The 17,725-nt window shown below is 52.6% G+C and carries 15 protein-coding genes; 12 read left to right on the top strand and 3 right to left on the bottom strand.

Translation table 11 applies throughout. The features are described from left to right. Positions 1 to 154: 154 nt before the first annotated feature. The 3 genes from FBQ85_12280 to FBQ85_12270 all read left to right on the top strand — a co-directional run bounded on the left by FBQ85_12280 (position 155) and on the right by FBQ85_12270 (position 3,617). Positions 155 to 778 carry a pyridoxal-phosphate dependent enzyme gene (locus FBQ85_12280; GenBank protein MDL1875932.1) on the top strand — a complete coding sequence of 208 codons (624 nt, stop codon included), beginning with the start codon at positions 155 to 157 and terminating at the stop codon, positions 776 to 778. Between the two features lie 65 nt (positions 779 to 843). Continuing rightward, entirely contained in the window at positions 844 to 2,985 is a 2,142-nt protein-coding gene (locus FBQ85_12275) for a M28 family peptidase (protein ID MDL1875931.1), read from the top strand. A gap of 83 nt (positions 2,986 to 3,068) precedes the next feature. Next, a complete protein-coding gene (locus FBQ85_12270; protein ID MDL1875930.1) occupies positions 3,069 to 3,617 on the top strand; it encodes a hypothetical protein in 549 nt (182 codons plus the stop codon). Positions 3,618 to 3,681: 64 nt separating this feature from the next. Here the strand turns inward: FBQ85_12270 and FBQ85_12265 are convergent, their stop codons facing one another. Next, on the bottom strand, positions 3,682 to 4,116 hold the full coding sequence (locus tag FBQ85_12265; protein MDL1875929.1) for a hypothetical protein: 435 nt from the start codon (positions 4,114 to 4,116) through the stop codon (positions 3,682 to 3,684). A 240-nt stretch (positions 4,117 to 4,356) separates the two neighbouring features. Between FBQ85_12265 and FBQ85_12260 the strand changes: the two genes are divergently transcribed. The 6 genes from FBQ85_12260 (at position 4,357) to FBQ85_12235 (ending at position 13,652) form a co-directional block, all read left to right on the top strand. After that, positions 4,357 to 5,505 carry a hypothetical protein gene (locus FBQ85_12260; GenBank protein ID MDL1875928.1) on the top strand — a complete coding sequence of 383 codons (1,149 nt, stop codon included), beginning with the start codon at positions 4,357 to 4,359 and terminating at the stop codon, positions 5,503 to 5,505. A 63-nt stretch (positions 5,506 to 5,568) separates the two neighbouring features. After that, positions 5,569 to 7,038: an NUDIX hydrolase gene (locus tag FBQ85_12255; GenBank protein ID MDL1875927.1), complete on the top strand. Its 1,470-nt coding sequence runs from the start codon at positions 5,569 to 5,571 to the stop codon at positions 7,036 to 7,038. Positions 7,039 to 7,315: 277 nt separating this feature from the next. Then, on the top strand, positions 7,316 to 9,361 hold the full coding sequence (locus FBQ85_12250) for a S9 family peptidase (GenBank protein MDL1875926.1): 2,046 nt from the start codon (positions 7,316 to 7,318) through the stop codon (positions 9,359 to 9,361). Positions 9,362 to 9,415: 54 nt separating this feature from the next. Then, positions 9,416 to 11,107, top strand: coding sequence for a phospholipase (locus tag FBQ85_12245; GenBank protein ID MDL1875925.1), 1,692 nt, complete (start codon positions 9,416 to 9,418; stop codon positions 11,105 to 11,107). A gap of 156 nt (positions 11,108 to 11,263) precedes the next feature. Then, positions 11,264 to 12,034 carry a creatininase family protein gene (locus tag FBQ85_12240; GenBank protein MDL1875924.1) on the top strand — a complete coding sequence of 257 codons (771 nt, stop codon included), beginning with the start codon at positions 11,264 to 11,266 and terminating at the stop codon, positions 12,032 to 12,034. 76 nt (positions 12,035 to 12,110) lie between these two features. After that, complete coding sequence (locus tag FBQ85_12235) at positions 12,111 to 13,652, top strand: hypothetical protein (GenBank protein ID MDL1875923.1); 1,542 nt, start codon at positions 12,111 to 12,113, stop codon at positions 13,650 to 13,652. 106 nt (positions 13,653 to 13,758) lie between these two features. Here FBQ85_12235 and msrA read toward each other — a convergent pair whose 3' ends face one another. Next, positions 13,759 to 14,397, bottom strand: coding sequence for a peptide-methionine (S)-S-oxide reductase MsrA (gene msrA / locus FBQ85_12230; protein MDL1875922.1), 639 nt, complete (start codon positions 14,395 to 14,397; stop codon positions 13,759 to 13,761). 19 nt (positions 14,398 to 14,416) lie between these two features. Then, positions 14,417 to 14,875 (bottom strand): peptide-methionine (R)-S-oxide reductase MsrB, encoded by a 459-nt coding sequence (gene msrB / locus FBQ85_12225; protein MDL1875921.1) that lies wholly within the window; start codon positions 14,873 to 14,875, stop codon positions 14,417 to 14,419. 339 nt (positions 14,876 to 15,214) lie between these two features. Here msrB and alc point away from each other — a divergent pair, with 339 nt between their 5' ends. The 3 genes from alc to FBQ85_12210 form a co-directional block, all read left to right on the top strand. Then, a complete protein-coding gene (alc, locus tag FBQ85_12220) occupies positions 15,215 to 16,240 on the top strand; it encodes an allantoicase (protein ID MDL1875920.1) in 1,026 nt (341 codons plus the stop codon). A gap of 133 nt (positions 16,241 to 16,373) precedes the next feature. Continuing rightward, a complete protein-coding gene (locus FBQ85_12215) occupies positions 16,374 to 17,225 on the top strand; it encodes a DUF3667 domain-containing protein (protein ID MDL1875919.1) in 852 nt (283 codons plus the stop codon). Between the two features lie 320 nt (positions 17,226 to 17,545). Further along, positions 17,546 to 17,725, top strand: a 180-nt coding sequence (locus FBQ85_12210) for an MFS transporter (GenBank protein MDL1875918.1), incomplete at its 3' end; no start/stop codon positions are given.

Below are 17,725 nucleotides of genomic sequence, written 5' to 3'. Positions count from 1 at the left end.
CTGGAAAGCCGCATCGGAACGCTCGGGGGCGATCCGAACCGCATATGTGCCGCCCGGTACCGTAGGCACTTCGCCCGAGTTCCAGGCGGCAGACCATTCGTAGTCCTTCGCTCCGCCGCAGTCGACCTGAAGAACGGGGACGGCGGGGCCGACCTTGAGCGACACATTCCTGTACGATATCATGAACATCTTATCGCTGGCGACCCACCCCCTCTACGCCATTTTGCACGAGGCGTGTGAGCAGATGGCCGGCGAGATCCCGACACACGTTTTTGTGCAATGCGGCGTTGGCTCATTTGCTGCGGCATTGTTGGCATATTGCGTTGAAATGTGGAGCGAACACCGGCCGATTTTTGCGGTGGTTGAACCGGCGGTTTGCGCCTGTTACTATCAGGCGATGCGCGAGTACGACGGCAGGCCGAAAACAATCAAATCTTATCCGCCGACTCTCATGGCCGGCTTGTCATGCGGTGAACCCAGCTCGCTGGCATGGCCGGTATTGCGCGATTATGCCGACGCGTTCGTGGCGTGCGAAGATCAAATCACACAGCGCGGTATGCGCATTCTGGGCAATCCGCTGGCCGGAGATGATCGTGTGATTTCAGGCGAATCCGGCGCCGTGACTTTGGGGTTGCTCGCAGGTGTGAGCGAATGCCCGGAGTATCAGAGCGTGAAAACTGCGCTGCAATTGAACTCGGCTTCGAAAGTTTTGTTAATCTCCACCGAAGGCGATACGGATCCGGTGAGCTATCGTCAGATCGTGTGGGGAGAAATTTAAGCATATTCTCTCTGCAAGTTGCTTGCGTCGTGTCAAAGCGATAAAATCAAATTCAATTCTAACTCATGAGGAGGCGGACGGTGAACAAACTCACCAGGTTGTTTGTGCTGGCGTGTTTTTTGTGTGGGAATACCGTAACCTTGTTTGCGCAAACCACACCTTTTCTTTCCGATGATGAAATTCGCATGCTGCAAAACGAGATTTCCGGCGATCGCGCCTTTGAGCATATTCGCTGGCTTTCGCATTGGCATCGCGACTCGGGCATGGAAGGTTATTTCAAGGCGGCGGATTACGTCATACAAGCCGCGAAAGAAGCGGGTTTGGAAGATGTGCGTTTTGTGGAACAAGTGCGGCAAGGCCCGAATTACACCGCGCGCACGGCGGAGTTGTGGATGATCGAACCGGTGGAATTGAAGCTGGCGGACATGGCCGATCACGCGGTTCATCTCGCCGACGGCAGCAGCGACGCGAATGTCACAGCCGAATTGATTTGGATCGGTGATGGTTCTGCGAAGGTTCTCGATAGTCTCGACGTCAAAGGCAAAATTGTACTGACCAGCGCCTCGCCTGGCGCAGTCGTTCACCGGGCCGTGTGGGAAAAAGGCGCGCTCGGTATCGTGAGTTACGCCATTGCCGAAAACAAAACGCTGATGGATTATCCCGATCAGATTGCGTGGAGCCGCATTCCCTATGAGCCGCCGGCAGGCAAAGCGGGCACGTTCGCTTTCTTAATTTCGCCGCGCAAAGGTGAAACCCTTCGCAAAATACTCGCAAGCGACGGTATGCAGGATTATTTTGCCGCCGGCAAACGCACCCGTGGCGGTAAAGTTGTGGTGAAGGCCAAAGTCGATACCGACATCACGCCCAAGCCGGGCCGCACCGGTTTTGTCGAAGGCTGGATTCGCGGCACGGCGCATCATGATCAGCAAATCATCATCACCGCACATTTGCAGGAAGAGCAAGGCTCGGCTAATGACGACGGCAGCGGTTGCGGCAATATTCTCGAGCTGGCGCGTGTGTTCAACAAATTGATCGCCGAGGGCAAAATGCCGCGCCCGTTGCGCGATATTCGCTTTTGGTGGACGGATGAAATTTACTCCGAGTATCGCTATTTCCGCGATTTCCCCGAAGAGCCGAAAAAAATGCTGGTGAATCTGCATCAAGACATGTCGGGCGCAAAGCAGTCGATGGGGAATCGCATTCAACATTTGATCTTTGCGCCGCATTCGCGCACCTCTTATCTCGATGCGCTGTTCGAGAGCATTGGCACGTTTTTGATACATACGCACAACTCGTATCTCGCCGCCGGCCGGCAGGGCGGCATGCCGCATCCCTATTCGCGTCCGATGTACTCGACGCGCGGCACGCGGGATAATTACAATGCCGCGTTCGTGCCTTATTTCGACGCCTCGGATCATCGCTGTTTCGTGGAAGGCGCGATTGGCGTGCCGGCTGTGGCGTTGATCAACTGGCACGATGATTTCATTCATTCTTCCGACGACGATCTCGACAACATCGATGCTTCACAGCTTAGGCGGAATAATTTTCTCATCGGCGCCATGGCTTATTATCTGGCTTTTGCCGCAAGCGACGATGTGCCGCTGCTGGCAAGCGAAACCTTTGCGCAAGGCGCCAAGCGCCTGGCGAAAGATGTGCAAGTCGCGATGAATGTCATGCAGGAGAATCGCAACGACGGCGCGCAGGCCTGGAAGGATGCCACCATCGTGCTCGAACAGGGCATGCAACGCGAGCGGCGCGCGATGAATTCGATGCAGGTGTTTGCCGGCAAGGATGCCAAGGCCAGTCGCACAATCGCCGAACTCGCGGCGCGCATGAGTTTGAAAGAACGCGAGCTGAAGGCCGATCTCCAAGCCTATTATCAACAACTCTTCGGCGCCAGTCCACAAGCGATCAAGCTCACGCCGGAAGAAGCGGCAGCCAGCAGAAGGGTTCCCGCCAACGCCGCCTCGCTGGACACGTATTTTGATAAACGCGGCAAAGTGTCTTTCAAGAGTGATCTGCATGGCTTGATGGTGGATGAAATCTACAATTTCGTTGATGGCAAACGCAGCTACTATGACATTTATAAAGCCGTGCGCGCTGAGTCCCTGGTCGCGGGCAGTTGGTATTACGGCGCCGTGACGCTTGCAAACGTTACCGGCTTGCTGGCGGCTGCGGTGGAGGCGGGAGCTTTGGTGGTGAAATAGTATCCGTCCGAAATTGCAGTCTTTTAATAAAAGTGTTCCTGCAACGGCTTGGCCGTTGCATTAAAAACCTCAGAGTTTCCACGGTGCTCGAAGTTTTAAAAACCTCGACGCAGCCGGGGTTGGAACATTTTCGGACGGACACGAAATTAATTTTGCCGTTTGTCTATTTTGAAGCGAGAAATGTCTTGATTGAACGTGATTATATCATGCGCCTGGTGCAGCAACTCGCTGCGGTGGCGACAAGGATTCTGCGCTTGCGCGAGCTGGAGAAATACGATCAAGCACAGCAAGAGCTGGAACAAGCCTACGGCGAATTGCTCGGCTTGCAGCATGAATTGCTGCTGTCGCTCGACGCCGCCACCGCAGCGCAACTGCTGGGTCACGAGGAAAAGATCAAGATTGCGGCAAAGCTGGTGCAGGAAGAAAGCGCGCTGCTCGAACATCAGGGAAGGTTTGAACAAGCGCACGCGCGCCGGCAACGCGCACTCGAACTTTATCTCGAAGCTCTGGCCTTAGCGGGATATTCGGAGGAGAAAGACGGCGCAATGCTCGCATCGTTATGCCAGAAGATTGACGTGGCAGAATTGGCAGAACGCTATCAAGAAATACTATCGGCGCTGCCATTACCTTAATTTGTAGAAATACCCTCTTCAATAGTCATTCAAACGAATCTTGTGAAGTCCTGGGCATGCATACTTAAACTTCACAGGATTCCGGCGGAATGAACATCACCGGCTGCGTCGCCTGGCAGATGCAGCCGCTTGCGCCGGCCGCTTCAAACTTTAGAAGATAACGGCCGCGACTGAGCACACGCCCGCGATCATCGCGACCATCCCATTGCACCGTGTGCCGTCCTGCGATATTGATGGTCGAAGCGATCAACCTCACACGCCGGTTGGTGTGATCGAACAGCTCGAGACTCACCACGGCGTTTTCCGGCAATTCATAGTGCACGATCGCGCCAGCGCTATTTTCCGTGAAGTGATAGGGATTCGGTTTTACCGACTCTAGAATAAACTGATGCGGTTTGCGCGGTGATTTGCCACGATACGTTTCGAGTTGAAGCGCATCATAGTCATTTTCGTTGCGCTCCGTCTCGACAATCGCCACATGCTCAGTTAAAAAATCCATAACAAGTCCAATCTTGTAAAGAAGCCAGAAGTTTTAAGGACGGCGTTACGTGAATTTGCCGCGCGTAACGCTGGCAAGAAGGATACCAAAGCCGTTTGCCCGCAAAACTTGGCCAATGCTGGTCATTTTTGTAAGCGCCGCATGGCAAAATTGAAAGCAACTTACAAAAGAGAAAGCCGCGCGTGCCGACGTCTTTAGGTGACGGCTTGCGAGTAGAAACGAAATCGAAAGGTGAATGCCATGCCCATTTTCACGTTGCCAGGCCAGGCGCCCTATGTGTTACAGACGCCCGAGTCTCTTACGACGCCCCGACTGCTGGTCTTTCGCGATCGCGTCGAGCGCAATTTGCAACGCATGCAGGCGTATCTCGAAGAAATTGCCCCGGCTTCCGGTTACCGGCATTTGTGCCCACATGTGAAAACCAACAAATCCTCCTTGCTCACCGGCTGGCTGCAAAAGGCCGGCGTTGGCTACTTTAAAACCACGATGCGCGAAGTCGAAATGACGATTAACGCAGGCGCGCAGGATCTTTTTGTTGCGTATCCTTTGCTGGAACATGACGCGCGCGAACTTGCGCACCTGGTGCGCAAATTTCGGCAGATCAAGTTTAACGTTCAGGTCGGTTCGCTCGCGCATGCCGAGATTTTGCAGAGAATCGGCCAGATCGAACAGGTGACCTGGCATTTTTTCATCGATCTGGATGTCGGCATGCACCGCACCGGCATCGCGCCGGAAGACGCGTTTTCGCTTTATACGCATTTGGCCAAGCAGAACGAATTCATCTTCGCTGGGTTGCACGGTTATGATGGTCACATTCACCACGCCACCGCCGCCGAGCGCCGCGCCGAATCCCAGCGCGCCATGGAAAAACTGAGCGCGGTGTTTCAGCATTTTCGGCGGGAGCGTGTTCACATTCCGCGCGTCATTGTTGCAGGCACACCGGCTTTTCGTTTTGATTTTGAGATTTTGCATGGCGCCATCGGCGACGAAACTCTCGTGCAAGTTTCTCCGGGCACCTGGATTTTTTGGGATTCGAACTATGAGAGATTGGCGCCCGGAGAATTTGAAATCGCCGCCGTCATTTTGGCGCAGGTGATGGATATCGGGCAACCGCATCGCTTTACGCTCAATTTAGGGCATAAACGCTGGTCGGTGGATAGTGGGCCGGTGCGCTTCTTCAGCCGTCCGGGTTTGAAATTCGTTTCGGTCAGCGAGGAGCATACAGTTTTGGCGCATGAGGGCAAGGAAACGTTTCAAATCGGGGATTATGTGCTGCTCGCGCCGCATCATGTTTGCCCCACGATCAATTTGTATGAAGAGTTTTCCGTGATCGGCGAACACGGCGAGATTGAAATCGCCGCCTCGCCGGTGGATGGACGGAATCGCTAGAAGAGGGAATTTGAAACACTGCACGGCTTGTGATGAGTCGTCTGCAAGGATACCAACCCTGCTATGAGTCGAATTATTTTTAAAATCATTTCTCCGATATTCATTGTGCTGGCAATCGTGTTGTTCGTGGGGTTTCGTCCGGATTTGCGGCAGCATCTGTTGCTGGATTTTTGCGTCGTCTACTATGCGATGGTGTGGTTTTCGCGCTGGCGTTTTGGCCCGCCCAATACGCCGGTTTCCACGCCGCCGCCGGTTAAGCTCGAGGTGGCGCCCAAACACGCCAAAGCTCTGCGCGAGATGGCATTGCATGAGTATGAATACATTCGCGAGACTATGGCGCAGGCGATGAATGATCGTCATACCCTGGTGAACTACTTTTTATTGACCACCGGTCTGGTGATCGCCGCCATTGGCGCGGTGTACAGCGACGAAGGCATGCGTTATTCGTCTCACAAAGAACAGATTACGATCGCGATTTGTTTGATCCTGAGTATTGTGGCGTGGCTTTATCTGCTCAAGATCGTGCGGCTGCGCCAGGCCTGGCGCGAGAGCAGCGTGGCGATGAATCGCATCAAGCAATTTTTCCTGATGAATGCCGGCCTCGCCGATGAGCATGAAAGCTCGCCGTTTTTGTGGAAGAGCAAAACCATTCCTCGTCCCGCCAGAAAAGGTAATCTCTATCATCTTGCCGTCATTCTAATCAGTCTGATTGCCGCGCTGGCAGTCGGGCTGGCGAGCGTATTGCTGTTGCCCGACTACGATTGGAGAATAACGTTTTGGGCGCCGATGTTATTTTTTGCGCATCATTTTTTGTTGCAGTTGTCCGCTTACGATATTTTTCTTACAGATGAACCATCGGGACGAAAAAAAAAGTCGCCGAAGACGGGCGCCGCGATGAACTCTTCCGGCGGCTCCCCAAAAAACTCAAACACCCAAAGCGCTCCGGCCCGTCAAGTTATCGCGCATAAAGAAGAAACGGTATATAAAAATTTTTTTAAGATTCAAAAAGCCTTGTTGCAATACGAAAAATTCGATGGTACACTGAGTAAGAAAGTGCAACGCTTTAATAGTGAGCATGGCCATTCCGCAGCGATTCTGTTGCATGATCCGGCAACCGTTGAATTTGTTTTGGTGGAACAATTCCGTTATCCGGCCTACGTGTTTAACGCCGAAAACGGCTGGTTGCTCGAGATCATCGCCGGCCTCATCGAAAACAACGAAAAGCCGATGGAAGTCGCGCGGCGCGAGGTGAGGGAAGAAACCGGTTATGAAGTCCAGGACATCGAGTTTTTGCGTGAGTTTTTCCCTTCACCGGGCAGCTCTTCCGAGCGCATTTTTATTTTTTTCGGTAAAGTTGGAAAGAAAGTGGCGCCCGGCGGCGGTTTGAGCAGTGAAGCCGAAGATATTCGGGTTGTGCGTTTGCCGGTGCGTGAAGCCTATCGTTTGGTCGATGAAGGTCATATTCATGACGCCAAAACATTGGTAGCGTTGCTGTCCGTGCGCGAGCGGTTGGGAGTTTCACAACAAGCGTGATCAGGCCATGACCGGCCACAAAAGCCTTGAGTTTATTCCCCCGGTTGCCTATCATAATCTCGTTTAATCGCAAGAATTTAGCTAAATGAACCCAGAACAAAAAAACCGCCCACAGAAATAGAAATCCCACAGAAATTAAGCTTTTTGAGTTCAATTCAGTGGGCGAAAACTTCAAACGGCTAAATTCTCACGTTTAATCTTTTCATCGAACGCAGAAGTATGGCATTTCTTAAAGGAGGAGCTCATGCGTTGTAAAGTATTGGTAACGATCCTGTTGATGCTGGGATTGCATGGCGGCGTGTCAGCGGTATATTCGCAAGAAACACATCCCTTCACCGTGCATGATTTACTCGCAATGGATCGCATTTCAGAAACGCAAGTTTCGCCGGATGGCAAGTGGGCGGTATTCACCTTGCGCAAAACCGATCTCGAAGCCAATCGCGGGCGCACCGACCTTTGGCTGGTGGATGTTGATGGCGCAGGACTTCGGCAATTGACCTCGCATCCCGGCAGTGATTACAGTCCGGCGTGGTCGCGCGACGGCAAGAGCATCTGGTTTCTCTCCACGCGCTCCGGCTCGGCGCAAGTGTGGCGCATTGCAATTGACGGCGGCGAAGCCGAGCAAAAAACGAATTTGCCCTTCGATGCCGGCACGTTTCAACTCTCGCCGGACAATGCCTTGCTCGCGGTTACGATGGAAGTTTTCCCGGAATGCGAATCAATCGACTGCACGCAAAAACGCGATAAAGAAATCGCCAGCCGCAAAGCCAGCGGACGTATTTATGACAAGCTCTTTATTCGCCATTGGGACACCTGGAAAGACGGCAAGCGCTCGCATCTGTTCGTGCAGCCGGCAGCGGGCGGCGAGGCGATTGATCTGATGAAGGGCATGGACGCCGATTGTCCCTCGAAGCCTTTTGGCGGCAGCGAAGAATATACGTTCACACCCGACAGCAAAGGCCTGGTTTTCACCGCGCGCGTTGCCGGCCGTGAAGAAGCCTGGTCGACGAATTTTGATTTGTACTTTGTTCCTGTTGACGGCTCGGCCAAGCCCAAAAATCTGACGGAGAGCAATCCCGCGTGGGATACCGCGCCGGTGTTTTCGCCGGACGGCAAAACGCTTGCTTATCTTGCTATGAAGCGTCCGGGCTATGAATCCGATCGTTTCCGCATTGTGTTGAAATCTTGGTCGGCCTCGACAAGCTCGGCCGGCGCGGAGCGTGTTTTGACCGAAGCATGGGATCGTTCGCCCGGCGGCATAACCTGGGCAAAAGATAATAAGACGATTTACACGATTGCCGGCAATCTCGGCCAGCATTCATTGTTCGCAATTGACGCGGCCTCCGGCAATGTGCGCACAGTGGTGGAAAAGGGCAGTGTCCGTTCCGTTGGCCTCGCCGGCAACCGGCTGCTCTTCGGCATGGATCATCATCGCTCGCCGGTGGAATTGTACTCGGTCGCGCCCAACGGATCAGATGTGCGCGCTGTAACGCGCATCAATGCCGGCACCCTGGCAAAAGTGCGCATGGGAGAATCGGAACAATTTACGTTCAAAGGTTGGAATGATGAAACGGTTTATGCTTATGTCGTGAAACCGGCAGACTTCGATCCCAGCAAAAAATATCCGGTGGCGTTTTTGATTCACGGCGGGCCGCAAGGCTCCTTCGGCAATGATTTTCACTATCGCTGGAATCCGCAAACCTACGCCGGCGCGGGCTACGCTGCGGTGATGGTGGATTTTCACGGCTCCACCGGCTATGGCCAGGCGTTTTGTGACGCCATTCGCGGCGATTGGGGTGGCAAGCCGCTGGAAGATTTGCAAAAAGGTTTGTCGGCTGCGTTGGCGAAATATCCCTGGCTGGACGGCGAACGAGTTGCGGCGCTCGGCGCTTCGTATGGCGGTTACATGATCAATTGGATTGCCGGCAACTGGTCCGATCGCTTCAAGTGTTTGGTGAATCATGACGGCAATCTCGATGAACGGCTGGCGTATTATGACACGGAAGAGTTATGGTTTCCCGAGTGGGATCATATGGGAAAGCCGTGGGAAAATCCTGAAAACTACGAGAAACACAATCCCGTCAACTTTGTGCAGAATTGGAAAACGCCGATGTTGGTGGTGCACGGCGGCCGCGATTTTCGCGTGGTGGAAACACAGGGTATCTCGACTTTTACCGCTTTGCAGCGCCGCGGCATTCCCAGCAAGTTTCTTTATTTCCCTGACGAGAATCATTGGGTGCTCAAACCGCAAAACAGCATTCTCTGGCATGAGACTGTGCTGGGTTGGCTGAATCAATGGACGAAGCCGGAAGGCACGAATTGATTGCGTCTGAAGTGTGACGTTTGATTTGACGCTTTTCTTTGGCGGAGCTTACGCATGTTACATGATCGTAGAATTGGCCAACTCCTGGCGCTCGTTCTGCTGTTGGTGTTCGCGCACGGAGCCGTTGGCCAATCCCTCAAACCCGGGCCGCAGATTCTGACATTCTTTTCGGATGTTGACGACACGGAACAGCCTTATGGTTTGTATTTGCCGGAAAAGTTCAATCCGAAAAAGAAATACCCGCTTGTCATCATGTTGCACGGCGCGGGATCGAATCACCGTCTGGCGTTGCGCCGGGTTTTCGGCAAAAGCAATTTGCCCGATGAAACCGATGTGGAAGCCAGCCGCTATTTTCCGGCGTGGAAAAATCTTGATTACATTGTCGCCGCGCCTCATGCGCGCGGCACCATGGGATATCAAAGCATCGCTGAAAAAGATGTGTACGATATGCTGGCCGATCTCAAGCAGCGTTTCCCGATTGATGAGGATCGCGTCTATCTCACCGGATTGTCGATGGGCGGCGGCGGCACGTTGTGGCTGGGCTTGAGCCGGCCGGATATTTGGGCGGCGCTTGCACCCGTGTGTCCTGCGCCGCCCGAGGGCACGGCTGAGCTTGCTCCGAACGCCCTAAATTTTCCTGTGCACTTTTTTCACGGTGATGCCGATCCGGTTGTGGCGCCCGCTGGCGTTCGTGAGTGGGTCCAACGTCTTCAAGAGTTGAGCGCCAAAGTCGAGTATACCGAATATCCCGGCGTGGGCCACAACAGCTGGGAAAATGCCTATAAGGATGAAGCCGTTTTTTCCTGGTTCAGTCAATTCCGGCGCAATCGCTTTCCGGAGCGCGTCCGCTTTGCAACCAGCCGTTACAAATATAATGCTGCTTATTGGGTTCGCATCGATGAATTGACGCCGGGAATATTGGCGACTATTGATGCGAAGTTTATTGCGCCCAATCGCCTTGAGGTGACGACTTCCGGGCTTGGTGCTGTCACGTTGACTCTTGCCGGCCATCCTAAATTTTCGGCAAAGCGTCCGGTTGAGGTGACGATTGACGGCAAAAACATCTCCGCAACAGTAACGGATGCGCTTGCCCTCTCAAAAAGCGGCGGTACCTGGCAAACTGAAAAACGTGTATTGACGGAGCAGATGAAACGGCCAGGCTCAGAAGGCCCGATCGCCGAAGCGATTGCCGGACGGCATATTTATGTGTATGGCACCGCCGACAATCCCACGCCCGAGGAATGGCAGGCGCGGCGTGCGCAAGCAGATCACGCGGCAAATTGGTCCGTTGATCGCGGCCCGTTCCTGCGCCGCGTAATGGCGTTTCCGCGCGTTTTATCCGACAAAGAAGTGCGGCCAAGCGATCTTGCTTCTGCGCATTTGATTTTGTTTGGCACGAAAGAAACCAACAGCATTATCGCAAAATTCAGCGAACTGTTGCCGCTGCATCTTGACGCGGCTGCCGTTGATTATGGACTGCTCTATATTTTTCCGCGCGGCGAACATTATGTTCTCATCAATTCGGGTTTGCCGTGGTGGACGGTGGCAGAACGTTCCGGGCCGCCAACCCGCCGCAGCTTCCGCGCGCTGTTCGGCCCGCCCGGCATGCTGATGGATTTGCAGGATTATGTTCTGTTCAAAGATGCGATTGACAATGTCATCGTCGAAGGCCGTTTCGAGAGCAATTGGCGCATGCCGGAAGCTGATGCGGAGAAAATGCAGCAAACCGGTGTGATCAATTTATAAGAGTACTCTCTCGAATGTCATTCAGGCGAATCTTGTGAAGTACTCGGTATTCGGCCCAGAACTTCACCAAATCCTTGCAGGATGACAAGGCGTAGATGAATATACTTTTCAATGCAACAACACGCTGGTCATTTGTGCATGCACGTGAAGACTACCATGCCGGGGCGACCGTACATTTTAGCAGAAACAAACTGGAAAGCGGTGCAAGCAACGGTTTATGATGTTGCCGTCCTGCCGTGGGGCGCAACCGAAGCGCACAATTATCACTTGCCGTACGCCACAGATGTAACTGAAAGCGACCGCATTGCCAGCGAAGCGGCGCGCCTTGCCTGGGAAAAAGGCGCGCGCGTCATCGTTCTTCCCACTGTGCCCTTCGGAGTGAATACCGGACAGCTTGACCTCAAATTGACGATCAACATGAATCCCAGCACGCAGCTTGCGTTGCTCAATGATATTGCCGCGTCGCTGGCGCAGCAACATATTCCCAAGCTGGTTATTTTGAACGGACACGGCGGCAATGATTTCAAGCAAATGATTCGCGAGTTGGCGCCGCAGCATAATTTGTTTCTGTGCACGCTCGATTGGTTTCGCTGCCTAAATCTCACAACGTTCTTTGATGAACCCGGCGATCATGCCGGCGAGATGGAAACGAGTCTGATGCAATATCTCACACCGGAACTCGTTTTACCGCTTGCAGAGGCCGGTGAGGGTTCTACCAGAAAATTTAAAATAAAGGCTTTGCGCGAAGGCTGGGCCTGGACGCAGCGCGACTGGCTGAAAGCAACAGTAGATACGGGCGTGGGCAATCCTCAAGCTGCTACAGCGGAGAAGGGGAAACGTTACTTCGAAGCCGTAACGGAGAAAATCGCGGGATTTTTGGTGGAGCTGGCCAGTGTTGAAATGAAAGATCTCTACGAAACAGCGTAACATACAGAAACCGTATCACAAACTTTGCGATACAACCTCGTCGAGTCCGCTGCGCGACGGCGGCAGCGATGCACCTATGAACGCTCTCCCAACACTCGCGGCAGCGCTAAAAAAGCATCACAATAGTTTGTTGGCTCTGCTAGGCAGCCTGTCACTCCTTCTCTACTATTTTCTAAGCCAACAAAGCCCCTCGCCGGGCGCGGCTTCAATCAATACAACCCTGAATCAATTTTTTGTGATTCTCGCGCTGCTGTTTGCATTGCTGCTGGGCGCTGTTACGGTTGTCCGCGCTAGCCTTCCGCAAAAGAATACTCTTCGCCTTTCTCTTTTTATCATCTTTGCCGGCGCTTTCCTGTTTCGCATGGTGCTGGTGGGGCAATCACCGTGGCTGTCAAATGACATTTTTCGGTATTTGTGGGATGGCCGGCTCCTCGATCACGGCATAAATCCTTACACATTTCCTCCCGCAGCAGATGAACTGGCGCAGGTGCGCGATGCCGAGATCTATCCGAACGTCGATCACAAAAACGTACACAGCGTTTACCCGCCCGTGTTGCAAATTTTGTTCTGGTTGGGACTCAAAACCAGCGAGCTTTTTGCCCTTGCGCCCTTCGCCGGATTAAAGCTGCTTTTTGTGCTGGTGGATCTCGGGCTGGTGCTGGTTCTTTTCCGCTTGTTGGCGCAGATGAAGATCGATCCGCGCTGGGCCATTCTTTATGCCTGGCATCCATTGCCGATTATCGAAATCGCCGGCAGCGGACACACGGATGGTTTGGGCGCATTCACGTTGATTTTGATGACAGCCTTTTTCCTGCGGCAGCGGTTTTCGCTGGCCGCTGTTTTTTTGGCTTTGGGGTTTTTGATCAAATTCCTCACCGTGATGTTTTTGCCTTTTTTAGCTGTCGCCGCGTGGCAGGAGGGAGGTTTAAAAAAGGCAGCGTCGACGATTGCCATCTTTACGCTTGTCATCCTTGTGTGCTATGCGCCCTTTGTCATGGCCGGCGAAAATTTATATGCAGGCTTGCTGGTCTATTCGGAAAAGTGGCGGTTCAACGATAGTTTGTTTTCGCTGGTTTTCACGCCGGTGCATTGGCTGCTGCCGGATGAGCTGGTGAAATTTTTGATGATTCCAGCGCATTGGGAGATTTCTCCCCAAGTTTATGTCACCCGCCGCATCGATCTGGCGTTGATCATTGCGAAGTTGATTGTAGGCGCTTTGTTTCTGTTTGTCTATCTGCGGCTTTTGTTGCGCGGGATTAAATCAAAAATTCTGCCGCAGGCCGCAGGGCATTGGTTTGCCATTTTGATTATCATTCTCGCCGCATTTTTTCTGCTTTCCCCAACGCTGCAGCCCTGGTATCTTTTGTGGCTGTTGCCGCTGCTCTGTTTCAAAGAAGGGATTCCCGCCAACGCATCGTCGTCCACTCTCATTCTTTCTTTGTGGATTTTGAGCGCGACCGTTTTTTTGTCTTACAACGTTCTAGCAAATTATCTGCCGTCAGGTTTGTGGCATGAACCGCTATGGGTGAGATGGGTGGAGTATGGCATTCCGTGCGGGGTTTGGTTGTGGGCCATGCGACGAAGCGGTATGGCATCGACAAGATTTCGAAGGCTCTAAATGCGAGTTGGAAGGAACTCACTAAGCCTCCAAAAGGCAACCGCGAATTCGCGTCTTGCGGTTTGAAAACGTTTACCGAAAAATCAACAATTTCACCTTGGAAAGATCAATGCGCTGTCTCGCCCCAGAGTTCCTGCAGCCGACGATCCCGGCCGCAGCCGGCGCGATAGGCTTTATAGCGCAGAGGATTCTTTTTATAGAAATCTTGATGATACCCCTCCGCGGGATAGAACTCTGCGGCAGCAACAATCTCCGTCACGATGGGTTGCTGGAAGCGCCCGGAGTTTTCGAGTTGTTGCTTCGAAGCCACAGCCAGGCGTTGTTGTTCGGCATTGTGATAAAAAATGGCCGAGCGATATTGCGAACCGCTGTCACAGAATTGGCGGTTCGAGGCTAGGGGATCAATATTCCGCCAGAACACTTGCAGCAGTTGCGCATAGCTGATTTGAGTTGAATCATAAGTGATCTGCACGGCTTCAGCGTGACCTGTTGTGCCGGCAGATACTTCGTCATAACTCGGATTCTTCTTGAAACCTCCCGTGTAACCTGATGTCGTTGATACAACCCCTGGCAAAACATCGAAGGGCGCTTCCATGCACCAAAAGCAGCCGCCGGCAAAAGTGGCGGTGACAAGGTTTTCCGTTTGCGCGGAGGTCAGAGGCGTGGGCGCCGGATTTTGCTCGGCTTGCTCGGAATTTTGGCAAGCGAGCAGCAAGAATGTGATGACCAGCGAGACGATATACATAAGCAAAAATCTCCTGAAGTTAATTTCTCAGATGCGGAAGTTGTTCTCCCTGCGGTATGAATTTGAGCGCGATGCCGTTGTTGCACCAGCGTTGTCCGGTGGGTGGAGGGCCGTCATCGAACACATGTCCCTGATGCCCGCCGCAACGGATGCAATGATATTCCGTGCGCGGCGCGAGGAGTTTATAATCCGTTTTGGTGCCGAGATGCCCGGTAAGCGGCCGGAAAAAACTCGGCCACCCGGTTCCACTTTCAAATTTTGCTTCTGAAGAAAACAGCGGCAAATAGCAGGCAGCGCAAATATAAGTACCCGCGCGTTTTTCGTGATTGAGCGGACTCGAATGCGGGTATTCCGTGTCTTCTTCAAACAGCACGGCATATTCTTTCGGCTGCAATAGTCGGCGCCACTCATCCTTTGACTTTTCGAGTTTTGGGATGACGCGACTGCTATCCCCGGCGGCCAGTGCATGATTCATCATTTTGGCTTCCTCTCCCGTGCGCGCACAAGCCGCATAAATGGCCAAAGCGGCTGAAAGCACAAACAGCAAGGGCAGAAAATTCTTTTGGAATCTCATTATGTTCTCACCTTTTCTGATTTCACAGAATAAGCAGTTTTTGACAACAAGTTTGGCCGTCGGAGATTGCAATAATGTTTTGCATTTCCTATTCCAACAATCGCAAATTTGATTTTATTTCCCGCTTACCTCAGTTGCAATCATTTTCTAAATGATGAGGACGTTGCAATTTAGTCACAGATTAAGTATTGTTGGCTCACGAAGAACAGAACGTTTGATAACCTGAGGAGCGAAAGTTATCTTATGCCAGCACAAAAGCATATCGAAGTTGCCGCCTTTGCCGGTCTGATCGATCTCGCGGCGGAGCGCTTGGGCGGAGAAGCGCTTTGGGCGAATGATGAATTTTTCGCGCCGAAAGAAAATTTGTTAAAACCCGGCCGCGGCGTTTTTATTCCCGACAAATACACCGAAAACGGCAAATGGATGGATGGCTGGGAAACCCGGCGCAATCGCGTGCCGGGCCATGATTCTTGCCTCATCAAACTCGGCATTCCGGGAATCATCAAAGGCGTTGACATTGACACCAACCATTTTCTCGGCAATCATCCGCCTTATGCTGCGCTGGAGGCGTGTCTTGCTACCGCGGACGTTGAAGGCAAAACATTGCGAGAGTCGCACGGCCTGTGGACCACAATACTCGCCAAATCGCCGCTGAAACCGGGCTCGCAAAATTTATTTGCCATTGCCGATGAACACTGTTACACGCATGTACGGCTCAATATTTTTCCCGATGGCGGCGTCGCGCGTTTGCGGATTTATGGCGTTGCCGCGCCTGATTTCACGCGGTTCAAAGCCGATGAGTTGATCGATCTCGTCGCAATTGCCAACGGCGGCCTGCCCGTGGCCTGCAGCGATATGTTTTTCAGCCCGATGATAAATCTCATTATGCCGGGCCGCGCACAGAACATGGGAGACGGCTGGGAAACCCGCCGCCGGCGCGGGCCGGGGCATGATTGGATCATCCTGAAATTAGGCGCACCCGGAAAAATTCAGCGCATCGAAATCGATACCAATCACTTTAAAGGCAACTATCCCGACACGTGTTCTCTTGAGGGTTGCGTGAGCAACGCGCAGGCCGGCGATGATCTCTCCCGAGCGGAGGTCGATTGGATGGAGATTCTCCCGAAAACCAAGCTACAAGCACACAAGCAACATTTTTTTGAAAAGGAACTGAGTACTACGGCCGGTCCGTTTACCCACATTCGCCTGAATATTTTTCCGGACGGCGGCGTCAGCCGCTTGCGGGTTTGGGGAACGCTGGAAAAATGATGGGAACGACAACGCAAACGAGTACATGATCCGTGCGACCATCATTCACAATGATCACGCCGCCTGGTTGCATGCGATATCCGTTGCCGTTAATTTAAGCCGCACATCGAACCGAATTGTTTGAGGAGGAGAGTTGGACGCACCGCCGCTTATTTGTCCAAATTGCGAAACCGCATTGCACGGGAGTTTTTGCCATAACTGCGGTCAAAAGAAAATTTCCCCTCATGATTATGCGCTCGGACACTTCTTCGCGCATGCTTTGCACGACATTACGCACTTCGATTCCAAGATTTTCCGCAGCTTGCTTCCGCTTTTTTTCAAACCAGGAGCCTTGACGCAAGAATATCTCGCCGGCAAACGCAGCCGCTTCATCAAACCGGTGACGCTTTTTGTGCTGCTCAATCTGTTCTTCTTTCTCGTCGGTTATCGCATGGGCCTGCTCAACTGGAATATGCGCGGCGTGGCGGCAGGCTGTCACGCCGCCCTCGCTCAAAAACTTGTGGCGGAGAAGCAAACGGCGTTGGCGCTGTCTGAAGAGGAATTTACCGCGCATTTCAATCAGGTGTTGGCGCTGCATCAACGCAACATGTTCTTCTTCATTATCCCGATGTTTGCAGCGGCTCTCAAGCTTTTCTATCTCTCCTCAAGACGCTTTTATGTCGAACATTTGATCTACTCGATTCACTTTCACTCCTTTCTGCTGTTTTATTTGATCGCCGGGCTGCTCGCATTCATATTTTTGCTGGGGGTGATCGATTGGACGCTGGGAACGGGTCTGGCGCGCTTCTTCGGAAGAGACCCCGGCATTCTTATTCCGATTGCCGGTGGCATTTTGTGGTATATGCTTTTCGCGTTAAAGCGCGTCTATCGCCAATCCTGGCTGGCAACCAGCGTAAAGGCCATTGGCTTGGTGTTTTGTGAATTGGTGATCGTGGCGTTTATCTATCGTCCCATATTGTTTTTTCTGACGTATTTTTCGATGTGAATTGGCGCAACGTGGACAAGCCCCAACCAATCAAGGGAACAACCGCGAATGAACGTGAATAAAATATTAGCGTTCATTCGCGTCGATGAGCGGTTGAAAATGTTTGCTGAAAAAGCAAAGACGGGCCATAAGGCGCTCAACGTTGGAATAAAATTCTGAAAGTGTTTTGCCCACGAATGAAATCCCACTGAAAAATCTTCTTCTTTCTGTGGCAGTTCTACCTCTGTGGGAGAAGTTTTAAAATCTGCTCGAAGAGCTTCGATTTTCAGCTTGTCTGAAAATTGGTGCAGCATTTTAATAGAAAGGATCGTGGGGAAATTATGGCGTGGAATCCCTGGCGCGGCATGGGAGATTTACCGCGCGACGTTTGGATGCTCTCGTTTGTGACGTTCATCAACCGCGCCGGCTTGATGGCGTTGCCGTTTCTCGTTTTATATCTTACCAAGAATTTGGGCTATTCCGCCACTTCTGCCGGCCTGATGTTGACCCTCTATGGCCTG

This window comes from Cytophagia bacterium CHB2, from assembly GCA_030263535.1.
Taxonomy (GTDB): domain Bacteria; phylum Zhuqueibacterota; class Zhuqueibacteria; order Zhuqueibacterales; family Zhuqueibacteraceae; genus Coneutiohabitans.
The sequence above is the reverse complement of the archived record's forward strand: the minus strand, read 5'-3'. Positions and strand labels throughout refer to the sequence as shown.

What these genes read in the sequence shown, in the direction of transcription:
- msrA (MDL1875922.1), bottom strand. Translation starts at nt 14,397, where the DNA reads ATGTATATCGTCTCGCTGGTCATCACATTCTTGCTGCTCGCTTGCCAA.
- msrB (MDL1875921.1), bottom strand. Translation starts at nt 14,875, where the DNA reads ATGATGAATCATGCACTGGCCGCCGGGGATAGCAGTCGCGTCATCCCA.
- FBQ85_12255 (MDL1875927.1), top strand. Translation starts at nt 5,569, where the DNA reads ATGAGTCGAATTATTTTTAAAATCATTTCTCCGATATTCATTGTGCTG.
- FBQ85_12235 (MDL1875923.1), top strand. Translation starts at nt 12,111, where the DNA reads ATGAACGCTCTCCCAACACTCGCGGCAGCGCTAAAAAAGCATCACAAT.
- alc (MDL1875920.1), top strand. Translation starts at nt 15,215, where the DNA reads ATGCCAGCACAAAAGCATATCGAAGTTGCCGCCTTTGCCGGTCTGATC.
- FBQ85_12265 (MDL1875929.1), bottom strand. Translation starts at nt 4,116, where the DNA reads ATGGATTTTTTAACTGAGCATGTGGCGATTGTCGAGACGGAGCGCAAC.
- FBQ85_12250 (MDL1875926.1), top strand. Translation starts at nt 7,316, where the DNA reads ATGCTGGGATTGCATGGCGGCGTGTCAGCGGTATATTCGCAAGAAACA.
- FBQ85_12260 (MDL1875928.1), top strand. Translation starts at nt 4,357, where the DNA reads ATGCCCATTTTCACGTTGCCAGGCCAGGCGCCCTATGTGTTACAGACG.
- FBQ85_12275 (MDL1875931.1), top strand. Translation starts at nt 844, where the DNA reads ATGAGGAGGCGGACGGTGAACAAACTCACCAGGTTGTTTGTGCTGGCG.
- FBQ85_12240 (MDL1875924.1), top strand. Translation starts at nt 11,264, where the DNA reads ATGCCGGGGCGACCGTACATTTTAGCAGAAACAAACTGGAAAGCGGTG.
- FBQ85_12245 (MDL1875925.1), top strand. Translation starts at nt 9,416, where the DNA reads ATGTTACATGATCGTAGAATTGGCCAACTCCTGGCGCTCGTTCTGCTG.